The 23,227-nt window shown below is 44.8% G+C and carries 11 protein-coding genes; 8 read left to right on the forward strand and 3 right to left on the reverse strand.

Going from position 1 to position 23,227, the window contains the following annotated elements; all coding sequences use genetic code 11:
- Positions 1–23: 23 nt before the first annotated feature.
- The 7 genes from ACFGVR_RS16055 (at position 24) to ACFGVR_RS16085 (ending at position 16,011) form a co-directional block, all read left to right on the forward strand.
- Positions 24–2,948, forward strand: a complete 2,925-nt coding sequence (locus ACFGVR_RS16055; RefSeq protein WP_448698331.1) for a glycoside hydrolase family 2 TIM barrel-domain containing protein — start codon at positions 24–26, stop codon at positions 2,946–2,948.
- Between the two features lie 466 nt (positions 2,949–3,414).
- Positions 3,415–6,258 carry a SusC/RagA family TonB-linked outer membrane protein gene (locus tag ACFGVR_RS16060; RefSeq protein ID WP_448698332.1) on the forward strand — a complete coding sequence of 948 codons (2,844 nt, stop codon included), beginning with the start codon at positions 3,415–3,417 and terminating at the stop codon, positions 6,256–6,258.
- Between the two features lie 19 nt (positions 6,259–6,277).
- Positions 6,278–7,975, forward strand: coding sequence for a RagB/SusD family nutrient uptake outer membrane protein (locus ACFGVR_RS16065; RefSeq protein ID WP_448698333.1), 1,698 nt, complete (start codon positions 6,278–6,280; stop codon positions 7,973–7,975).
- 32 nt (positions 7,976–8,007) lie between these two features.
- Positions 8,008–11,088, forward strand: a complete 3,081-nt coding sequence (locus ACFGVR_RS16070; protein WP_448698334.1) for a SusC/RagA family TonB-linked outer membrane protein — start codon at positions 8,008–8,010, stop codon at positions 11,086–11,088.
- 17 nt (positions 11,089–11,105) lie between these two features.
- Complete coding sequence (locus tag ACFGVR_RS16075; RefSeq protein ID WP_448698335.1) at positions 11,106–12,893, forward strand: RagB/SusD family nutrient uptake outer membrane protein; 1,788 nt, start codon at positions 11,106–11,108, stop codon at positions 12,891–12,893.
- Positions 12,894–12,924: 31 nt separating this feature from the next.
- Complete coding sequence (locus tag ACFGVR_RS16080; protein ID WP_448698336.1) at positions 12,925–14,427, forward strand: hypothetical protein; 1,503 nt, start codon at positions 12,925–12,927, stop codon at positions 14,425–14,427.
- A 57-nt stretch (positions 14,428–14,484) separates the two neighbouring features.
- Complete coding sequence (locus tag ACFGVR_RS16085; protein WP_448698337.1) at positions 14,485–16,011, forward strand: hypothetical protein; 1,527 nt, start codon at positions 14,485–14,487, stop codon at positions 16,009–16,011.
- A gap of 75 nt (positions 16,012–16,086) precedes the next feature.
- Here the strand turns inward: ACFGVR_RS16085 and ACFGVR_RS16090 are convergent, their stop codons facing one another.
- The 3 genes from ACFGVR_RS16090 to ACFGVR_RS16100 all read right to left on the reverse strand — a co-directional run bounded on the left by ACFGVR_RS16090 (position 16,087) and on the right by ACFGVR_RS16100 (position 20,473).
- Positions 16,087–18,177 (reverse strand): HRDC domain-containing protein, encoded by a 2,091-nt coding sequence (locus ACFGVR_RS16090; RefSeq protein WP_448698338.1) that lies wholly within the window; start codon positions 18,175–18,177, stop codon positions 16,087–16,089.
- 73 nt (positions 18,178–18,250) lie between these two features.
- Positions 18,251–18,505, reverse strand: a complete 255-nt coding sequence (locus ACFGVR_RS16095) for a hypothetical protein (protein WP_448698339.1) — start codon at positions 18,503–18,505, stop codon at positions 18,251–18,253.
- Positions 18,506–18,619: 114 nt separating this feature from the next.
- Positions 18,620–20,473, reverse strand: a complete 1,854-nt coding sequence (locus tag ACFGVR_RS16100) for a hypothetical protein (RefSeq protein WP_448698340.1) — start codon at positions 20,471–20,473, stop codon at positions 18,620–18,622.
- 132 nt (positions 20,474–20,605) lie between these two features.
- Here ACFGVR_RS16100 and ACFGVR_RS16105 point away from each other — a divergent pair, with 132 nt between their 5' ends.
- Complete coding sequence (locus ACFGVR_RS16105) at positions 20,606–22,990, forward strand: glycoside hydrolase family 31 protein (RefSeq protein WP_448698341.1); 2,385 nt, start codon at positions 20,606–20,608, stop codon at positions 22,988–22,990.
- Positions 22,991–23,227: the final 237 nt, after the last annotated feature.

The following is a 23,227-nucleotide window of genomic DNA, read 5'->3' on the forward strand; positions in this document are numbered from 1 at the left end:
AAGCCAATTATAACCAAACCAACATGAAAAGAGTACTTATTTTTAGTTTATTATTCATTGCCGGGCTAAACCGATTGCTTGCGCAGGATAAAAATGCCATGCACATTACACCCTTTACGGGAATGGACTATATCCGCGTAGTGGTTGATGTGGGTTTCCGTACTGCACCTGGTAATACGTTTAAGCTCACCATTAAATCAAACTCCGACGGAAACGTATTATGGCAGGGGGACGTAACACCCGCCAAAGCCATCAACGAAAGTAAAGATCAGCTGGCCTTTACAGTGGATAAGCTAAAACCGGTTTTGTGGACACCCAACAATCCCTATCTGTACGAAGTGACCTTACAGCAATATGCATCGGGTAAATTGAATGGCGAGTTAAAGGAGCGTGCCGGTTTTCGTTTAATGGAACGCCGGGGCGGCAATTTGTACCTTAACGGGAAACCTATCTTTTTACGCGGCATTGCCATTAATCCGCCCGACCGTGGCATACCGGCCAAGCTGGAACGGAGTCGCGAGTTTGCGATGGAATATGTACGTTTTATGAAAAGCATTAACGTAAACATTATCCGCATACCCGATGCCGAAGAATGGTATGACGTATGTGACGAATTGGGTATGATGGTTTTTGGCGGTAATTACGCCGGTAAAGTGGCCCAGGGCGCAAAAGTTGAAGCTGCCGAACAGGTAGGAGATGAGGGAGACGGCGGTTTCCCGAAAGACTATAACAAAGGCGTGTCATGGTATGAAAATGATAAACTAGGCCCTATTGCGCACCACCCAAGCCTGATGGTTTATGCCATGACCAATGAAACCCCGTTTGTTGGTAAACGCGCACAAGAGTGGGAGGCTTTTTTAAGTTATAATTTTGAGAAACTGAAAAAATGGGATGAAACCCGTGTTTATATTGCCAATGCCGGTTATGGCTACGGTAAAACAGGAGATATTTGTGATATCCATCGCTATTGGGGCTGGTATTACAGTTCGCCCTTTACGTTCTTAAATATTCGCGATAATGCCAAAATTATCCCTTTTCCAAAAAGCGGGCAGCCAATAACCTTTACCGAGTGTGTGGGTAACTATACCGGGCCCGACGGGCGCTACAACCAAACGCCTGCACATAAAAACCCAAGTTCGCAACTAGCCTGGACCGGGCACGAGCGCGAGGACCTGCAGGCGCAACTGGCAGATATTCATCAAAGTTTCACATTTAAACAGGCTACAGAAAGTTTCAGGCAATTACGGGTAATTAATCCCGACCTGAGCGGCGTATTCCCTTTTACCATTTTATTTTATAACTGGGACACGATAGAAAAATTTGGAGATATGCACCCTAAGCCGGTTACAGAGCAGGCAAAAATATCATACCAACCCATATTATTAAGCTGGGAGTGCTGGACATCACATGTTTACACAGGTTCAACTATTAAACCAGTTGCACACATTATCAATGATGATAATGACTTTAACGACCTGAAAAAAGTAACCATGCACTACCAGATACTGGATAAAACTAAAACCGCTGTAGTGAGCGACAGCTTGACTTATGCGGATATCCCTTACTATGGCAGTGCCCAAAAAACATTGGATATTAAAATTCCTGATGGCCTTGTATCCGGCGATTATGTGCTTGTAGGCAAGGTATATGCCAATGGTAAGCAAGTTTCGCAAAACACCTTTAACCTCTTTATTGCCGATAAACGGTATGTTAAAGATGTTCCGGTTGCCAAATCATCTGTACTGCTTTATGACAGCGAAGGCAAAACCAGAAACGCCTTTAACAAGCTTAATATTGCCTATAAAAGCGCTTCATCGCTAAATGCCATACCCGCAAATAATCTGCTGATCATTGGCGAAAACTCGGCCGATAGGGATATTAATGTTCATGCTTCGGTAATCAGGGATTTTATTAAAAAAGGAGGACGTGTTATCTGCCTGCGCCAGGATAGCATACATCGGCCAAATGTTAACACTCTGCTTGATTATAAGCTAACCAATACTACGGTTGATATTGATCATCCGGTATATCCGGTATCGAGCATTGCGCCGCGTAATGGCTATTATGTAAATGTCGAGCGCATAGAACATCCCATTTTTTCCGGTATCAGGCGGAGCGACCTGAGGGTATGGTCGGATTATACCGACTGGAACGAAGCCAAAAAGGGAATGCCTGCCATTTACCCGGTAACAGATGGCTTTATGCTGGATGACAGGAACGGGGTTGGCGCTACATCGATATTGGCTGATTATAGTTCTGGCCTGCAGGGCATTGCCGTTGCCGAACAGTACATGGGTTTGGGCAGTATGATAATTACCGGCCTTGACCTCGCTAACCGTGCAGATATTGACCCTGTAGCCGACAGGCTTTTGCTGAATATGATTAGTTATGGCGCTAATCCGGTGGGGCACAATGTTTATCAGCTCATAACCGCGCCAATTACGTGGGGTGAGTACGAAACAGAAAAAGGCATAGTTGTAGATCTGTATAGCGGTTTCCTGGTTAATGGTACTCCGCGTTTAGTGGGTGCTGCAGCTAAAAAAGGCATTGTGGTAACCAAAGAGGGTTATCAATTTGCAGGTGGAGCCCGCGGAGGCTTTAATACCCGGCCAGGTACGCAGTACGTAGCTAATGGCCGCCGTCCGTGGGGGCCTTATGTACAAACTTTTGGCGGGCAGCCTAAATTAGGATCGACCCCGCTTGGCGAGGGCAAGTTCTGGTGCCGCATCCCCGAAGGGCAAAACAACATGTCATCCGTTGTTTGGAATCCGGGCGATGAACCCTTAGCGATCAAAATAAAGGTAAATGACTTAGCCGAGGTTACGCAAATTATAAAAGCCGGGGAGCGAGCCACCGTTGAAACGCCCGTTAACCGGACAGATGTAAACGTAACCTATACCGGCGATCGCAGGTTGGTAGTTTTAGAAACAGCTTTCAGTAAAAAATAACATCAATAGCACGGCATTTGTAACAAAAAGCCGTGCTAACACCTAACAGTAATAAGTGTAAAAAGAGCCCTGATAAAACCTGGAGGCCGGTGGAAAATATTCGTTTTTAGGCTATATCTGCAGCTTTTTTTGAAATATAACTAATTAACAAACGACCATAAAAAATGCAGTTTATCCGGTAACAGGTACTTTTGAACGATTAACCCTGTATGCAGATTTTAATTATCATTTAATATTGCATCAGTTACCTGCAGTTAAGTCACTCATAACCGCGATAACCATAAACCAATAAAAAACCAATACCAGTAACCAATTATACTCAGGGTATAATGCGTTGATTCTTGTTTAATATAATGTGCTTTTATGCCTGTTGTACAAACCCGTTTTGCCGTATGCTTTGAGAAATGCTTTACAGATAACCATGGGCATAGTGCCTGCATATTTATTGACTTATTAAAGGACTTTTATGTATAAATTTTACTTACGGGGAGTTACTGTACCTGCGCTGTTTTTAATTGTCGCTCTTTCGGGAGGGACAACAGCAGCGTTTTCACAATCACCGGCAAATGTTACCGATAGTATTGCACCGACAGATTCGCTGGAAAAAGCACGGCAAATATTTCTGCTTAATAAAACACAGCAAAAAACCAGCCTGTTACAAGCAACATCCACGGTATATACTAATCAGTTAACCACTACACCGGCACCATCGTTTTTGCAGGCCCTGCCCGGAAGATTATCGGGTTTGTATACCCGTCAGCGCAGCGGTGTGCAGGATAACGATGATCCGACATCGGTAATTGATTTCAGGGTACGCGGGCAGAACCCGCTGATCCTGGTTGATGGCGTTCCGCGCGATTTTACTTCCATCGATCCGGAGTCTATCGAATCGATCAGTGTATTAAAAGATGCCTTGTCAACCGTATTGTATGGTCAGCGATCATCCAATAACATTATCCTGGTGACAACCAAGCGCCCGGTTGCAACACCATTTGTTTTATCGGCTACCGCGCAATTTGGTTTGCAAAGCTTAATTAACCTGCCTAAACCAGTTTCATCGGCCGATTATGCGATATTATATAACGAGGCACGCAACAACGATGGGCTGGCGCCTGTTTACAGCGCAGCCGATATTACCGCTTATCGTAACGGTACCGATCCGCTGGGTCATCCTAATAACAATTACCAGGATCTTTTTCTTAACAAGAATGCCCCAATATCCCGCTACAATATAAACATGAGAAGCGGCAACGATGTTGCCCGGTTTTACGTGGCATTAGATTATGAGAACGAGGGCGGCTTTTTCAAACAATCGGGTATCAACACCTACAACACCAATACCGATATTGACCGGTACATTGTTCGATCGAACGTTAGCGTTGATCTGAGCAAAACGCTCAATATTGGCCTTAACTTGTTTGGCCGTATCCAAAACTCAAACCAGCCGGGTGCAACAACCTCAACTGTTTTTACAGCATTGGCCAACACACCAAATAACGCCTACAATATTTTTAATGCCGATGGCTCTCTGGGCGGTAATACCAAATACGGCAACAACCTTTCGGGCGAGATCAATAACTCGGGATATTACATCGGTACTACCCGGGATATTTCTGCCGATCTGAGCATCACACAAAAACTCAGCAGCCTTACACCGGGCCTATGGGTAAAAGCCGATATTTCGTACAACAACACACTCGATCAAACCGTTAACCGCTCCAAAACTTTCGCGGTATACAATCTTACCAGTGCGCCCGGGGTAACTCCGGCTACGTATACTGCAATAGGTACCAATGGTTCACAAGCTAACACTTTTGCTTTTAATGCCCGCCGTACCTATACCTATGGTAAAGTAAGTATTGGATATGATAAGAGCTGGGGCAATGGTCATAGCCTCAACCTGTTGGCTTTAGCCGATCAGCAAACTACTACTTTAGATCTAACCTTGCCTGCCACCTATACAAACATCGCAGGTAATGCAGCCTACAATTACAAACAAAAATACTTTGCCGAAGCCAGTGTTAGTGATGGTGGCTTTAACCGTTTTGCACCAGGCAAACGTTTCGGTTTGTTTTATGCCGCAGGCTTAGGATGGAACCTGGCCCAGGAGAATTTTATGAAAGGCGTGTCGTGGATAAACGTTTTAAAACCGCGTGTTAACTATGGCCGTACCGGCAATGCTGATGTAGGTTATTATGTATATAATCAATACTATGCGGCTGGTGGCACAACACCGGTATATTATTTCGGCTCTACGCCAACAAATGCCCGCGGATTTACGGAACTAACCCTGGCCAACCCTAACGCTACCTGGGAAAAAGCCAATAAATTTAATGCCGGTATCGATCTGGAAATGTTTAGCAACAGGCTGAAGATCACATCAGAGTATTTCATCGACAGTTACTTTGACCTGATGCAAACACCCGGAAATTCATCACAGCTTATCGGGCAAACCTATCCGCAGGAAAACCTGGGCCGTAACCGCTATTCTGGTTCCGAAACCAGTATCCAATGGAACGGCAGATCGGGCAATTTGAACTACTTTATCATGGGTAACGCCTCGTTTTTAAACTCGAAAGTTTTATTTCAGGATGAGGTTTACCGCCAGTACGATTATCAAAAACGTACCGGGCTGCCGGTTAGCGAAACATTTGGTTATGTTGCCAATGGGTTCTATCAATCGCAGGCCGATATTAACAGCAGCCCGCGCGTTGATGGCTACTCACCTGTACCGGGCGACATCAAATTCAAGGATATTAATAACGACGGCGTAATTAACCAGTTAGACGAAACCGCCATCGGTTCGCAAAAGCCACTCATTTATTTCGGTTTTACCGGCGGCTTTAGTATAAAAGGATTTGATCTGAGCTTTTCGTTTCAGGGTGTTGCCAACAACAATATTTTACAAGGTACCGCCGGTAGCGATAATGTGCTTACAGGCGGCCAGCAATTTGCATTTCAAAACAACGGTTTAGGTAATGCCTACCAATTTCAGTTAAACCGTTGGACGCCTACAAATGCCGCAAATGCAACCTTCCCGCGCTTATCAATAGGTACCAACGTTAATAACGATCATGCATCAACATTTTGGATGACATCAGCCAATTACCTGCGCCTGCAAAATGTCGATCTGGGTTACACCATCCCGGCATCATTTACAACCAGGTTTAAGGTAAATAGCATACGCATTTTTGCTAACGGGTTTAACCTGTATGCTTTTGATAAACTTGACCATACCGACCCGGAGAACTACAATTCGGTTTATCCGCTTCGCCGAACCTTTAACGCCGGTATCAATATCAAATTATAGTATAAACCTTCTGAACAATATGAAGAATTACAAATATTCCATCCTTCTTTTGCCACTGATCATTGCGCTTTTCGGCTCTTGTGTAAAGAGCCTGGAAACAGAACCGCTTGAGCAGGTTACCAGCCAATACCTTTGGGACCCCACAGACTCATTAGGAACCAATGCCGGGTACTTCCTGAATCAGATATACAGCACCCTGCCAAACGGATATGCCCGTATTGGTGGCGATTTTTTAGATGCTGCGACAGATGATGCTGTATCGAGCAATGATGGTACTACCATTGCAACCTTTACAAACGGCGGTTACAGCGCGTTAAATAACCCCGATGATTCATGGAAAGCTAATTATGCCAGCATCAGAATGTGTAACGAGTTTTTGCAGAATTTTAGTAAAGTACACCTGTTAAAATCACTTGCCCTGCAGGGGCAATATTACCGCGCCGAAAACAGGTTTTTGCGTGCTATGTTTTATTTTGAACTCATCAAACGTTATGGCGGTGTGCCATTGGTTGGCGATAAAGTGTTCACTATTGATGATAACCTGAATTTGCCACGCAATACTTTTGATGATTGTGTTAATTATGTGGCCAGCGAATGCGATGCCGTTAAAGACAGCCTTCGTGCAGACCCGGTTGCGGCAGGCGATTACGGACGCATCACTAAAGCTGTAGCATTAACTTTAAAGGCCAAAATATTGTTGTATGCTGCCAGTCCGCTAAATAACCCAACCAATGATATTGCCCGTTGGCGAAAAGCCAAAAACGCTGCTGCGGATATCATCAGACAAGGCGTTTTTTCGCTCGAACCGGTATACGCTAACGTGTTTTTGGGGCGCAAAAACAACGAAGTAATATTAGCGTACCAGCGCGCAGTAACTACTGATCTGGAAACTTTAAACTCGCCGGTAGGATATACCAGCGGCACAACACCCAGCAAGGGTCGTACAAGCCCGACAGAAGAGTTGGTTGAAGCATTTACAACCACCAAAGGCTTGCCTATCACTGCCGATGTGAAAACGGTAACCAACCCAACAGGTTATGATGCTGCAAATCCTTATTTAAACCGCGATCCGCGTTTGTCTTTAACAGTGTTTTATAATGGGATGAACTGGCTTGGCCGCGCTGTGCAAACTTATAACGGCGGACTGGACCGACCTGATAACTCGCTTACGCAAACCAAAACAGGGTATTATATGCGCAAGTTTCTGGGCGATTTTTCGACAGGTACGGCCTACTCTAACCAAAGCCACAACTTCCCGATATTCAGATATGCCGATGTGCTGCTGATGTTTGCAGAAGCAAAAAACGAAACCGATGGCCCCGGAACCGGTGCCGCCGCTACCGATTCGGTGTATACTTATCTGCGCGCCATCAGGGCAAGGGCAGGGATACTCGCGGGTGCTGCGCCTAATTTATACGGCCTGGCTAATGGTATGAGCGTTTCTGCTATGCGCGATGCCATACGTGCCGAACGCAGGGTAGAGATGGCTTTTGAAGAGCAACGTTATTGGGATCTGCGCCGCTGGAACATTGCTGCAACAGTTTACAACCAGCCGCTGCACGGTATCCGGATCGCAAAAAACGGCACCATATTGAGTTACTCGGTTGAGCAATTGAATATACCGTTCCAGTTTGTGGCACCGCGTATGTACCGGTACGCCATACCATATAGCGAGATGGTAAAAAACACAAAACTTACACAAAACCCCGGTTACTAACCAATAGTTAAGGCCTATCAAATTGAGATAATATGAAGAGATTAATACACATAATCATAATGACAGCGGGTTTGCTGCCGTATTGGGCATTTGCGCAAACCACTGTAAGGGGTACGGTAAAAGATGCTAACGGGCCGCTGCCCGGTGTAAGCGTGCAGGAAGTTGGCGCCCCCGGAAACGGTACTGTTACCGATGCACAAGGCGCTTACCATATAACGCTGAAAGGTAAAACCAACACGCTGGCATTCAGTTTTATCAGCTTTGTTACCCAGCAGATCAACGTTACCGGAAAAACGGTGCAGGAGGTAGTGCTGAAAGAAGATAACAAAGGCTTGCAGGAAGTTATGGTTGTTGCCTATGGTACCACCAAAAAAATAACCAATACAGGCGCCATCAGTACCATAACCGCTAACGACATTAAAACAGAGCCGACACCGAATATCCAGAATACGCTGGCTGGCCGCGTGCCGGGCTTTATTTCGCAGCAGCGTAGTGGTCAACCGGGCTCGAGTGGCGCCGATTTTTATATCCGTGGTGTAAGTTCCATGTCCGGCGCCTCGCAAAAGCCGCTGATCATTGTTGATGATGTGGAGTATACTTACGATCAGGTTGCACAGCTTGATGCTAACGAGATCGAGTCGTTCACCATTTTAAAAGATGCATCTTCAACCGCGGTATTTGGTATTAAAGGAGCAAATGGCGTTTTGGTTATCACAACCCGCAGGGGTAAAATAGGCAAGCCACAGGTAACCTTTACTACCGAGCATGGCTTGCAGGCCGCGGTTAATACGCCTAAGTTTTTAAACGCTTACCAGGTAGCCCAATTGCGTAATGAAGCCGATGCCAATGACGGTTTGCCTCCCGATTTTACTGCCGAAGATATTGAACACTGGCGCACCGGAGACGACCCCTACGGCCATCCCAATGTTGATTGGTATAACACAGTATTTAAAAAATATGCCTATCAAACCCGTAATAACGTTAATGTTTCCGGTGGTAATGAAAAAGTAAAATATTTTGTTTCGGTAGGGCAGGTGGGCCAAAACGGGTTGATGAACGATTTCAGCAAAAACACCGGTAATCCCGAAAATAACTATTCTTACGATCGTTATGATTTTCGCTCCAATTTGGATTTGCGGGCCACCAAAGATATGTCCCTGCGCCTGGATATTACCGGCAGGTTAGGTACCACAAGCCAGCCGCATATCGCAACAGCTCCATTAAGCACTATTTATAGCTTTCAACGCCTTCCGCCGTATGCCGAACCACTGCTAAATCCGGACGGTAGTTACCCATGGGCATTCCGTTCGCGTAATATTTATTACGAAACAAGTTTAGTAGGCAGGCTTGCCGAGCAGGGGTATGACAGAACATACCGTAACGAGTTCAATATTTTGTTCAATGTAGATCACAAATTGGATTTTATTACCAAAGGATTATCTGTAAAAGCACGCATTGCTTATGCGAGCGATGCCTCGTATGGCAGAAGCTTGTCGCGCGATAATATTCCCGCGTTTTACTACAATCCGGCCAACGGTACCTATACCCCCCAACCAACCAATTTGCTTTATGCTTTACCGCCGCTAACATTAACCGGCGATGCATCACTCAGTGCATCTTCAAAAACTACCAATACATTAGGCAGCTTAAATTACGATCGTACGTTTAACGATAATCACGTTTACGCGCTGGCATTGTACGATTATAATTCATACGCGCCTGCTGCTTATGTTAACTCTACAATCGGAATACAGGAAGTGGCTCCTATCACAACTTTTGGTACAACTTTTCGTGCGGGATATGATTTTAAGCAGCGCTATTTGATTGAATTTGATGGTGCCTACAATGGTAGTAACCGGTTTGTTGCTGATCATCAATTGGGCTTTTTTCCGGCAGTATCAGTTGGTTGGAATATCGCCGAAGAACCATTCTTCAAAAAGCATGTACCTTTTGTCGATCTGTTAAAACTCAGAGGTTCTTATGGTATTGTTGGATCTGATATAACAGCCGGTAACACCTATAAAACCGAGCAGATCTACTCGGCTGGTACTGCCTATAATTTTGGTGAGACAACCAATACCGCGGCTACCATACAAGAAGGCGATCTGGGTAATACAGAGATCACCTGGGAGAAATCGCGTAAAACCGATATCGGCATAGATGCGCAGTTTTTTAACAATAAGCTGTCGCTCACCATTGATTACTTTTACGATCGTCGCTATGACCAGCTGATCACCCGGAATGACGTATTGAAGATACTGGGCGTTAAACCAGCCGTTACTAATCAGGGTGTGAGTGAAAACAAGGGTTTTGACGGGCAAGTAAGCTATCATGATCAGGTTGGTAAATTTAATTATTCTGCTGCCTTTACCTTCTCAGTAGCACGTAACAAAGTATTATACGATGGGACCCCGCTTCCGCAATACCCATGGTTATCAACCGTAGGCAGGCCAATTGGCCAGGCAACCGGCTACAACGTATTGGGCTTTTATAAAGATGCCAATGATGTTGCCGCTTCGGCCCACCTAACCGGCGCGCAACCAGGCGATTTAAAATATGATGACCTTAACGGCGATGGTGTTATAGATCAGCAGGATATGCGCGGTATAGGGAAAAGTAATTTACCTCAAACCGTTTTGGGTACTAACTTAGGTTTAGGATATAAGGGATTTTCGTTTAATATCCTATTCCAGGGAAGTTTTAACTACAGCTATCGTGTTGCCGAAGCCGGTATTATTCCTTTCCAGGGAAACCTGCAGGAAGTTAATTGGGGCAGGTGGACCCCGGCAACCGCTGCAACGGCAACCTACCCTCGCTTAACCACAAACCTTGCAGGTCCAAGCAGTCCTTCGGCGGCAAATAACTCGTCTTTTTGGCAAATTGATGCACATTATATCAGGTTGAAATCGGTTGACCTTGGCTATAGCTTCCCAGCCAAATGGACAAGTAAGCTTAAAATAAGGAGCGCCCGCTTATATGTAAGCGGATATGACCTGTACACTTGGGCTAACTTTAATTTATATGCACAGGATCCTGAAATATCCAATAACGCAAGTGCAGGCACGTATCCGGTTCAAAAGGTATACAATGTTGGGTTACAGGTTGGATTTTAATTTAGAAAAGCACACAGATGAAGAAGAATAAGATAATATTGTTTTTAGGCTTGATTGGATCGTTATTAACAATCAATGCATGTAAAAAAGGCCAGGCTTTGGATCAGGTTAAAACTACCGACCTAACCGAAGAAAGCACTTTTGCGGATAGCGCCCGTACCATGCAATTTGTAACGCGCATCTACAACGATATCGGTTTCAGTGCCGACCCAAAAAGATTTGCGGCCCTGGCGGTCAACCCGAGCAGCGTAGGTGTTTACGCCCTTGGCGATGAGGTAGAATATTCAACTCAGTCAGGCTCAGCATGGAACGTTATATTTCAAACCGGGTCGGTGAGCTCATTACAAATACCCGATGATGCATGGGTAACCACTTATGCTAATATCAGGCGGGTAAATGTGTTTTTGAGCCATGTTGCTACTACACCGTTGTCTGCAGCATTGAGATCAAGATTGACAGGCGAGGCTCGTTTTTTGCGGGCATGGTATTATTTTATTTTGTTAAAGCACTATGGTGGGATACCGTTGGTTGGCGATGCGATTTACACATCCGAAGATAATATTCCCGGCAAACGGGCAACATTTGACGCCTGTGTTAATTACATTTCATCGGAATGCGACGCCGCTGCCGGATTGTTACCATTACAGCAATTAGGTTTAGATTATGGTCGTATAACCAAAGGTGCATGTTTGGCATTAAAATCGCGTTTGCTATTATACGCCGCAAGCCCGTTGTTCAATGCCCGGCCCGATGCCGATTACCTGGATAAGTTAGGTACTTTGAAAGGCATTTTGAGTTATCCGAGCTATGATGCCACACGTTGGAACAAAGCTGCCCAAGCCGCCCTCGATGTGATCAATTTAGGCCAGTATAGTTTGGTCGACCTGCCTGCGCCTGCAGGTAATCCTGTGGGTTATACTGCCGGTTATGGCTTTGACAGGGTATTTGTTACACGTAAAAATTCAGAATATATTCTGGCTGTAATGGCAGGCAATAACCGCACGCTTGAAGCGATCTGGGATCCACCATCGCGCGGTGGTAGTGGCAGTGCCTGGCCGTACCAGGATCTGGTGGATGCGTTTGGCACTATTAATGGCAAGCCAATAACCACTGATATCAAATCTGCAAGTAACCCGCAAGGTTACGATGCCGCAAACCCATATTTAAACCGCGATCCGCGCTTTAACTGGTCTATCTATTATAATGGTGCTTACAGGTTAAACACCAGTAAAACGGTTACACAGGGTTTTACCTATACCGGCTATTCGCAGGATGGCGAACCGACCACAAGAACAGGGTATTACGTACGCAAAATGCTTGATGATAACACCATCGCCAGCGCAACCTCATCAACCACCGAACGCTGTTTCCCATTGATCCGCTATGCTGAAATATTGTTAAACTATGCCGAGGCCAGTAACGAAGCAGGCGATATTAATACAGCCTATACGCAATTAAAGACTGTACGTGCACGTGCTGGTATACTGCCGGGAGCAGGCAATAATTATGGACTGGCAACGGGTTTGAGCAAAGAGGATATGCGCACTGTGATACAAAACGAACGCCGTGTTGAACTTTCCTTCGAAGAACACCGGTACTGGGATGTAAGACGATGGAGAATAGCTGAGAATATAGCAAACCAACCATTACATGGGGTAACTATATTACAAGCGGGGGCTACGTTTACTTATACGCCAAATATTATCCGTACACCGGTATTTACAACGCCCAAATGGTACCTCTGGCCAATCCCTCAGGGTGAGGTTAATAAATCAACAGATCTTGTACAAAACCCCGGCTGGTAAATATCGCCATTAAATCAAAAAATTTAGGATCATGAATTTAAGAAAATCTTATTTATCAGGTATTAAAATACAGTTTTTGGTAATGATAATGCTTGCCGGAGTGTTATTTGACTCTTGTAAAAAACAGCAGTTTGCAGTTCCGGCTAATGTGGGTACTATCAGGTTTGCCAACAGCGCCTATACCATTGAGCGTAATGCCGGTACAACAACAATTATTTTACCATTATCGTTACCGCTCGAGTCGGACGGCACGGCTTTGGTTACTGTAGACAGTAAAAGCACAGGGCTGGCTAATCAATACACACTCAATCCCGCAATACCTGCAAATGGCGTAACGCTTAATTTGCCAAAAGGCTCAACACAGGCCTCGTTCAATATTACCTCAGCCGAAAACTTTGAGGGCGATATTACCATAATTTTAAACTTAAGCGCTGCTACCGGTGGTGTTACAGTAGCAAATTCAAACGCTTCAACTGTTATCACTATACATGGCAAGCCAATTATACTGCCGTCTATCACCGCTTCGGTAGCAAGCCTTGCTTTTGGTAATGTCAATACAACCACAACTTCAGCTTCGCAGTCGTTCACCGTTACAGGTGTTAAACTTACTGCACCTGTAAATGTTACTGCCGATGCTAATTACCTGGTATCGTTAGATAATACAAATTTCTCTTCGTCGGTAAGTATCACCGCTGCCGCAGCTATGGCAGCACCGGTAACCGTATATGCCGAGTTTGCCCCTAATACAGGTGTTAACCAGGCTTTACCGGGTAATATTACTATTATTTCGGGTGCATTGAGCGCCTTGATCCCGGTTACCGGCAGCGAAGTTGGTAATGCGGCACCAGGCGTATTGATAGCCAGTAACGACTTTAGTTATGGTGGCACAGCAGGAAACCTTACCACAGCAAGCGGTGGGGTGTGGTCGGCATTTTCAGCAGCAGGATCAAACCCGGTACAATATGTGGGTTCGGGCTTAACGTATACCGGTTATGCAGGATCGGGCGTTGGCGGTGCATTGGTTACCGAAAACAAAACGGCATCGGCAGAAGACGTAAGCATGAGCTATACCGGACAAAGCAGCGGAACAGTTTACATTGCCCAGATGCTTAATTTTGTTTCGGCCCCTACAACTGCCGACTTTTTCGCCTCCATGGGTGATGGTGCTGCGGGCGCTACGCCGCTTTATTTTAACAGGTTATACGCCAAGCTAAGCGGCAGCCAGTTTGTATTGGGCATCAGCAGAAATGCATCAACCACGCCGGCTTATACGGCAACTCCATTAAACTATGGTACAACGTACCTGGTAATTAATAAGTACGATTTTACCAACGGCACCTCATCGCTTTATATTTTAAGCGGCGCTATTCCGGCAATTGAGCCTGCAACCCCGGCTGCAACATCAACCGGCGGAGCGGCTGATCCGAGCTCGATGACCCGGTTAGTGATCAGGCAAAGCACAAACTTGTCGTTGAAAGCCACCTTTGATGGTGTACGCGTTGCAACATCGTGGAAACAGGCTGTGAGTTTATAATTGGTTAATATAAATTAAGCTATCCGGATAATTGCCGGATAGCTTTAAAAAAAAGTTATGAAGAATTTTAAGATCTTTTTTGTGTTGTTTATCGCGATAGCCCTGATTGACCTTGGTTGTTCAAAACATAATGACCCAGGCACAGATACTAATACCAACACAAACACCGGTGGTGGCGGCAGTACCTATCCAAAAGCTCCGTCGAACAATCCGGATGGTTATGCAACAGTTATCAGTGCCGATTGCTCACAAACACAGGGAAACGTGATGCGGATAGAGCAGGCTAATGTTCACTCAACTACCAGCGCTTTGCCGGGCGAAAAATCAAGAACATGGTTACAGGCCATGGGGCATACTACCATACGTACCTGGCTTGCGCTTTCAACTATTTACAATAAAGGTTATACCTATAAGTACGATGGTGGGCCCGATGCCGAAACATCACTGGCTTTTTATTCAACCTGTGCCGATTCGTTACTGGTGGCATTGTCGGCATACGAAGGCTCGGCATCGGCACCTGTACCTGCTGCGGGCGCACCGTTCCAAAACTTTTTAACGCAGACCTTACTGTATTATAAAACCAAATTCCCTAAAATAAAATACATTGAAGCAGGCAACGAACCCGATTATTTAGGTGAATCGGTAACCGATTACTACAACGTTTATAAATACTATTACACCGCTGTAAACTCGGTAAATGCTACCCTTGGCCTTAACGGGAACAACCGGATAATGCTGAGCAATGCTCCTTTTACCAGCAGTACCTCAACAAGCGGGCAAATCACCTATGATTATACTGCGGCTTTTTTAGCACTCTATGCTGCAGATACCGATCCCGGTAAAAAACTTGATTTCTACAGCATCCATTGCTACAATGGCATTAACGACCCGATAACGTTGAAAACCTGTAAACCGCAAATACTTGCAGCATTAACAGCAAATCACCTGCCTGCAATACCTGTTTTTGTAACAGAGTACGGTATGGTTGGTGGTAGCTTTGTACCCAACGGCTGGACGGAAAACGATATGATGAGCGCTTACCCGGCCGCACAATTGGCTAAGGCTTTCTTTTTATACGATGGCGGTTGCGACAGGGTATTTAACTGGTGTATCAATCACGGAACAATCCCGCATAAAAGCGAACTGGCCGATCTGACCAACGCTTATCCCAACCCCTATGGTAATGCATTACTGTTTGCCAAAGAGGTTTCCAATCGTGGTACGCGCATAAAGGTTACTTCGACAAAATTGAGCGCTACCACCGGCCTGGGTATAAACGCACTTGCTTCAATGGGTAACTCAAAAGGTATTGCCGTATTGGTATGGAACTATAATTATACCGCTGCAGTGGCCGATCAAAATATCAATGTGCAACTCAGTAATATACCATCATCGGCTTTTAGCGATGGTAAGATGCAGGTAAAGGTTTATATGCTGGATTCAAACAATAATAATATTTATAATAACCCCGCTCAAAACACATTAAAAACAACATCGGATAATACATACGCCTATTCCCCGTCGTTAGCGACCTCTTTAAAGCTACAGCAAAACTCCGTAGCTTTAATTGTAGTAACCCCTTAATTGTTGATTGATTCAGATAAGCACAGGTATCTCATTTTTTTGAGATCCTGTGTTTTATCGTCAGTATTAATATCTTCAACCGAATAAATCGCCTTCACCTAAATAGGTACGGATCAATTTAAGGATATCATCTCCGAAATCTTTGGCTTTTACAGGGCTGAACCCCTTTAAGGCTGCCAGATCCTGTAAAGTACGAGGCAGTTTGGTAGTGATATCACTGAGCATATTGTCGGATAAGAGTGCATATTCTAAAACCTTACGCTCTTTACTGGCATTGATGCGCCAATCTAACAGCTGATCGTACAATTGGGGGTTGTTGATCTCTTTTTCAGGAATTGTTGTTTTAGGGTTCCAGTTCTTTTGGATAGGCCGGTGATCGAGCCCGGCTTGCTGTGCGCTTGATAAAATGGTTTGGATAGATGTGGCCGTGGATAATTGAACAAACGCCGCGGTCTTAGATTTAAGGCTGATCGCGAGGTAGTTCATGGCTTCATAGTATTCGGCAGGAAGATCAGTGCTTTTTTGCGCAGTGTAGAAACCGGTAATAGCCGTATTCAATACGTTTAGCTTAGGGGCAAAATACGCCGCCGCATTTTGCAGGCGGGTTTTTAAAGGCTCGTCGGTCCAATTATAATGCTTGCCGGTTAACGCAGCTAATTCCTTACGGGCGAAACGTTCCCCGACGGTTTTGATTTCGTTATGCAATAACAGATCAGCTTGCCCGATATGTGTTCTTAAAGCACTATCAGTCGATTCACGGTTTATGCTTTCCCTTTTATATTGCTGCCAGGCGTTACTTAATACGGAAAAGTCGAAAAGGTCCTTCCATATTTCGATCTCCATCTCCCTGATAGTTTGTTGTAATAAAAGCTCGTCGGGCACTTTTGCAGCGGCCTGTTGCATAAAACGTACGATCTCTGGATCGGTACGAACATTTTCGGCGCGTACAGGTGCTTTAAGAATTATTCCTTCCAGGCTCCGGCAGCGGCTTAGCGCCACATAAGCTTGCCCAAAAGCAAAGGCCGCGTCGATATCAATAACCACTTTATCAAAAGTAAGGCCCTGGCTTTTGTGGATGGTGATAGCCCAGGCAAGGCGTAAAGGATATTGGCTAAAACTCCCGTTATTGGCCTCGTTAACTTTTTGTTCACCTTCGGCCAGTGCATATTTTACGTTGTTCCAGGTTTCGGGTGCAACATCAAATTCAGTCCCATCGTCCAGGAAACTGAGCCGGATACTGGTGGGAGATAGGGCGACGATGCGGCCTGTACGGCCATTATAATATTGTTTTTTGCCCGAACTGTCGTTTTTGATGAACATAACCTGTGCACCGACCTTTAATACCAGCTGCTCTTCGGCCGGGTAACCTTCTTTCGGAAAATCACCGGTGATGTTAGCTTTAAAAGTATAAACCTCGCCCCCCAGTTCGGCCAGCCGCAACTGGTTAAACTCGTCTACCAGTTTGTTGTGTGTAGACAGGGTTACATAATCCTTTAAATTATTGGCATTCAAATGGGGCTGATAGTGGGCATTGAGTTGGCCAAGCATATCATTATCGGCATAACCATCGCGAATATGGTTCAGGATATCAACAAATACAGGGTCCTTTTGCCGGTAAACCTGGGTCAACTCAAAGGTGAGCACCGGGAATTGCTGAAAGGCCATGCTATGAAAAAAATATGGGCCCTTATAAAAACGCTGTAATACCGGCCAATCCTTTTCGTAAACAGGGGGTAACTGGTAAAGATCGCCGATCATTAGCAATTGTACACCACCAAATGGTCGGGATGAACCTTTAACCTGCCGCAAAACACTGTCGATATAATCCAGCGTATCTGCCCTTACCATACTGATCTCATCAATGATCAGTAAGTCGAGGCATTTTAACAGTTTGTCTTTTTCCTGGCTGATCTGCCTGAATTCAAAATTACCGGCAGGCACCTGCGGGCCAAAAGGTACCTGAAAAAAAGAATGGATGGTAACGCCGCCCGCGTTAATGGCGGCTACAGCGGTAGGGGCAACAATTGCTAAATTTTTGCTGACAACGGATTTGATATGACGGAGAAAAGTAGTTTTTCCTGTTCCTGCTTTCCCGGTCAGGAATATCGGCCGGTTGGTTTGTTCAATAAAGCGGAGGATGAGTTCGTGAAAGGGCTTCAGTTGCATCGGTTTAAAGATAAGGAATTACAGGATGTTACAGAGAGTGATCGCTTCCTTATCACAAATATTGAATGGCGTTTTAATTGTTCCATTTAATTATAAATTTAGCCAGATGTTCCTGCTCATCAATATTCAGAATACTGCCATCATAGATCCAATAATTTTGCACATCAAAAAGGATGCGCCCATAATATTCACGCTCATAAGCTGCATATAATTGGTAACAGCGTATTGTGCCTTCAATTTCGAAAACTATCCGCACAATCTCACCTGAGCCATTTATACGCTTCAACCAGGCTTTCGCTTCTTGTCCGGAATCAATATTGTTTAACATCGAAGCAAATGTAAAAAGAAATTCAATAAATACTAAAAAAATTAGTATTTATTGACGCGCAAACGGCTGTGACCGTCAGGGATTTGAATGCAAATAAGGTGGGAGATTTTTCTTTTATTCGTCAAGAGTATCTAACTCAGTTTTGGCCTCTTCAAACCGGCTTACCTGCTCTGCGGCCTGTTCTTTAGCTCTTTCTAATACCATCTTGCGATAATGAGGTTTTTTTCTTCGGGCGGGGGCATCGTTCGACAGAAAATTATCCACTGTGGTTTGTATAAGTGTTAACGGAGGACATACTTTTTTGATCAGGTTTTTTTTGAGCCAGTTATTTTTTCCTTTGCCGCCTATTCTTTGGCTAACAAAATCCTGGTTAGCCTGGATGAGTGCCGTGCGGCTTTCTACAGCCATCGGCCTGGTTGTTTTGTCAAGTTCGGTTACCGCTTCTGTTTCGGCAGCATTACGTTCCCTGTGGAGATTAATATTGGTTTGAAGTTTATTAACTAAGCTCGCACGGTAGGCTTCGCCTGAAGAAACAGCGCTTACCGATACAGGGAAATATTGGCCCGACTGGGCTGCCACTTCCTGATCTACCGTGTTGAACATCACGGACTTTTGTCGTGCCAGTTCTTTCATGTTGGCCAAATCAAGCAAGTTCAAATCAAAAGGTCCAACCGTTTCCGACCAGCCGGTATCATGGCGGTGAGCAATTGGTTTGACATGCAAAACATTTGCTGTGAATATTGCGCGTGAAAAATCGTGTTTATCGCCTCGTCGCCCATGTGCGGGTACATTTGCCTGGAGGTGACCATGCAACACCCATTTACTGGTAAAATCCTCCCACCTGGCGTCTGTAGTATTCATCAGCCATTCTGCAGCAAAATCCCATTGGCCTGCTTCAGAGGTGGTCCGGTAAACAGATTCCGCAGTCACGGTAATAATGCCGCTTTGAAAAAGATCGGTAAAAATCGCTTTGGCACTCTTCTTACCATCAGCGCTAAGGGCCTCCGCATCATCGTCATGACCTTCCTGATTGGCGGTCTCTATCGTATCATCCCGTAAGGCATCGAGTCTGGTTTGAAGAGCAGTGCGCGCGGGACCTAAAGATGCATTAACATCAAAGGCCGAAGTTGAAAACGCGGTTCTGTCATCGTCTACCTGGTCTTCGGCATTTAGTACTTTAATCTTGCTATAAAAGTTGGCAAATACGGGCTCCCAATCACTTTTTCTGGCCGCAATAGCCGTGGCATAAGGGTGGTCGGTAGCCAAAGCGGCATTAAGGGGAGTCAATTCGGCTTGAATAGCTGAAAGAAAAGGCCCCCCTCTGAGTATGTCCCGGTCAATACGTGCTTTTATCCTACGGGTGTCTGCCAGGTTATTAACGGTGCTTTGATAGGAAGCCGGTTTGATTTCTGAGGCACGAGGCATCTTGTCCACACCATTTCCAATAGACAACATACCCTCCCGATCCTGGTTTGCAGTGAGTTCGATAGCATCTAAGCGGTTTCTTACCGCAGCTAACTCTGCCGCGGTTAAATGCCCCGCCAGGTCAGCCGGCGACAAGGTCATCGTTCGGAGGTCGATAGTGATATGGGTATCGCCATTAGGTTGCAATACACCGTGTCCTTCGTAATACGCTCTCATGAAAGTTCTTCTCAACTCATTGCTGAGGCCCGTTACATCAGCAGCAGCCAATAGGCCATCTACACTAACTAATTGTGCAATAGGTGGAGGCATAAACCGGGCTTGTACAGGAGCAGTAATGCCGGTAGTGCTATGTGCCGGATTATAAGAAACAGGTGCTGATGCTGCCGTATTACACTCAGTTGATATCCCGGTGTCAACTTGATCATTAGCCGGTTTTTGCTGTAAAACCGGCACCGCAGGCATAGCACGCCCTTTTGAGGCTTGATGGGCTACCGCCTGGGATGATGATTGGTTTGTGGTCTTAGAAATAGACTCAGCTTTCATCGGTTTAAATGGATATATGGAATGCGCATCTAAAAATACATTTTTTAATGTATCCATTTGAAAAAGAGTGAAATTGTTTGGGTTTTATAAACTCAAAATGCATATTTTTATTAACGCCAATTAAAAAAACCTATGCCTAAAAAAACACTCTTCTGTTCAGTAATTATTTTTTTTCTGATAGCTACCGCCCATGTAAGTGGTGCAGTAAAGTCGTTTACAAAAAATGCCGATGGTGTTATTTTTAAACTTGATAAAGGTTTAATGCGGATATCTATCCGCAAGGCAGATATTATCCAGGTAAGTTATACCATTTTAAATGCCTTTTCGGTAACGAAGTCATTGGTGGTAAACAATACCTGGTCACAAAAAACTGCGTTCGTAGTTACTGAGAACGATCATGACATCATCATCGCCACTTCAAAATTAAAGATCCGGATTGATAAGGCGAGTAATGCTATCACTTATACAGATATCAAAGGGAACATTATTTGCTCAGAATACAAGCCTGCTAATAAAGGTATGCGTACAGCAACTATAGCAGGCATCAATACCTATAATTGCGAAACACAATTCAATTCGCCGGCCGATGAAGGATTGTTTGGTTTAGGCTGCCATCCCGAAGACTCACTCTCTATTAATTATAAAGGGCGCAACCAAAATCTGGCTATTAAGTATATGACGGGGGCGATACCTGTTTTATTGTCAACCAAAGGGTACGGTTTATTGTGGGATAATTATTCTGCATCAAACTTTTATGGCGCCGAAGGTGATAATACCCGTTTTAAGTACCTATCCGAAAGCGGCCGCGAGGTTGACTACTATTTTTTCTATGGGCCGGATTTTGATCATATTATTGATCTGTACCGTAGCACTACCGGCAAAGCGCCTATGTTCCCAAAATGGGCTTTTGGCTTGTTCCAGTCGCAGGATAGGTATAAAAGTGAAGATGAGGTATTGACGGTAAAAGATGGCTATCGTAAAAATCATATCCCGGTTGATGCCATTGTGCAGGATTGGTACTATTGGGATCCGCTGCCTATCGGCTCGCATATCATGAATCCCGAAAGGTACCCTAACCCTAAGGCTATGGTTAATGCGTTGCATAAGGATAATATTCATGCTATGATCTCTATATGGCCGGTATTTGGCAGCGGTACCAAAAACTTTGATGCACTTAAGGCTAACGGGTTTTTAACCGACATTACCTGGGATAACGTGGTTACTCATACTTTTGATACTTATTACGATGCTCATAATCCCCTGGCAAGAGATCTGTATTGGAAACAGGCTAAAGACAGTTTGATTGCCCGCTATGGCTGGGACGCCTGGTGGGTTGACCAGTGCGAGCCAGATAATGGCGCCTTGCTGGATGCCCGCAGGCAAAGCAATTTTTCGGTAGGGAAGGGAATTGATTATTTTAACACCTATTCGCTCGAACATACCAAGGGTTTATACAAAGGCTGGAGAAACGACATCAAAAAGAAACGCGCTTTCTTTTTAGTGCGACAGGCATTTGCCGGGCAGCAGCGCAATGCCACTACGTTATGGTCGTCGGATATTACCTGCACCTTCCGTGCATTTAAAGACCAGGTTCCGCAGGGCATTAATGCCTGCGCGTCGGGCATTCCGTATTGGACATCGGATATTGGTGGTTACCATTTAAAGTGGCAGGCACCAAACTGGGCCCTGCCCGAAAACCGTGAGCTGTTTACCCGCTGGTTTCAGTTCGGTGCCTTTTGTCCGGTGTTCAGGATACATGGTAAAGGCGAACGAGCCTTGTTTTCAAATAATTGGGATGCTAAAACAAAACAGATCCTGTTAAAGTACGATAAACTGCGTTACCGGCTAATGCCTTACATCTATTCGTTGGCGGGCAGGGTAACTACCGAAAACTATACCATGATGCGTTCTTTGGCTTTTGATTTCAGGAACGATGCCAACGTGTACAGTATTTCTGATCAGTATATGTTCGGCCCGGCTTTTATGGTTAGCCCGGTAACCGATCAGCTATATACAGGTGCAAATGCTGCCCGTGGTATAAAAACAAGAAAAGTATATCTGCCGAAAGCAAAATGGTTTAATTTTTGGACCGGTGAGCCTGTTGCAGGTGGCCAAACAATTGATGCCGATGTGCCGATGGAAACATTGCCGCTGTATGTAAAGGCAGGATCGATCATACCGATGGGACCTGATATTGAATATGCCACTCAGAAAACGGGTGCGCTAATTGAATTACGCATTTATCCCGGTGCCAACGGTAGCTTTAAATTTTACGAAGACGAAAATGATAACTATAATTATGAGCACGGTGCCTATGCAACTTTTACCTTAAACTGGAATGATAAGGACAGAACACTCAGCATATCTGATACCCGGGGGAAATTTGCCGGCATGTTAAAACAACGTGTTTTTAATGTGGTGGTGGTAGGTAATGCACATGGCACAGATATCAATGCCACTACAGGCACCGATAAGGTAATAAAATACCAGGGGAAAGCGGTACGCGTAAAGATCTAATACAAAGTTATTAACTCCTTTAGTATGAGGTGACTAAGTGTATAAACTGCAAAAAGTGCAGTTTATACACTTAGTTTCTGAAATTAATTGCTTTTTATTTGAATTAATCAAAAAAAGTTGTTATATTGAGCATCGTTTTAATGCAAAGGACACCGTTAAGTCTTTTTTAAAATAAAAAAGTAACGGTAGTCGGTCGGATGTTGAGAGGGAGCCTGCCTGAAACATTATAACATTGCA

The sequence above is a fragment of the Mucilaginibacter aureus genome (assembly GCF_053514885.1).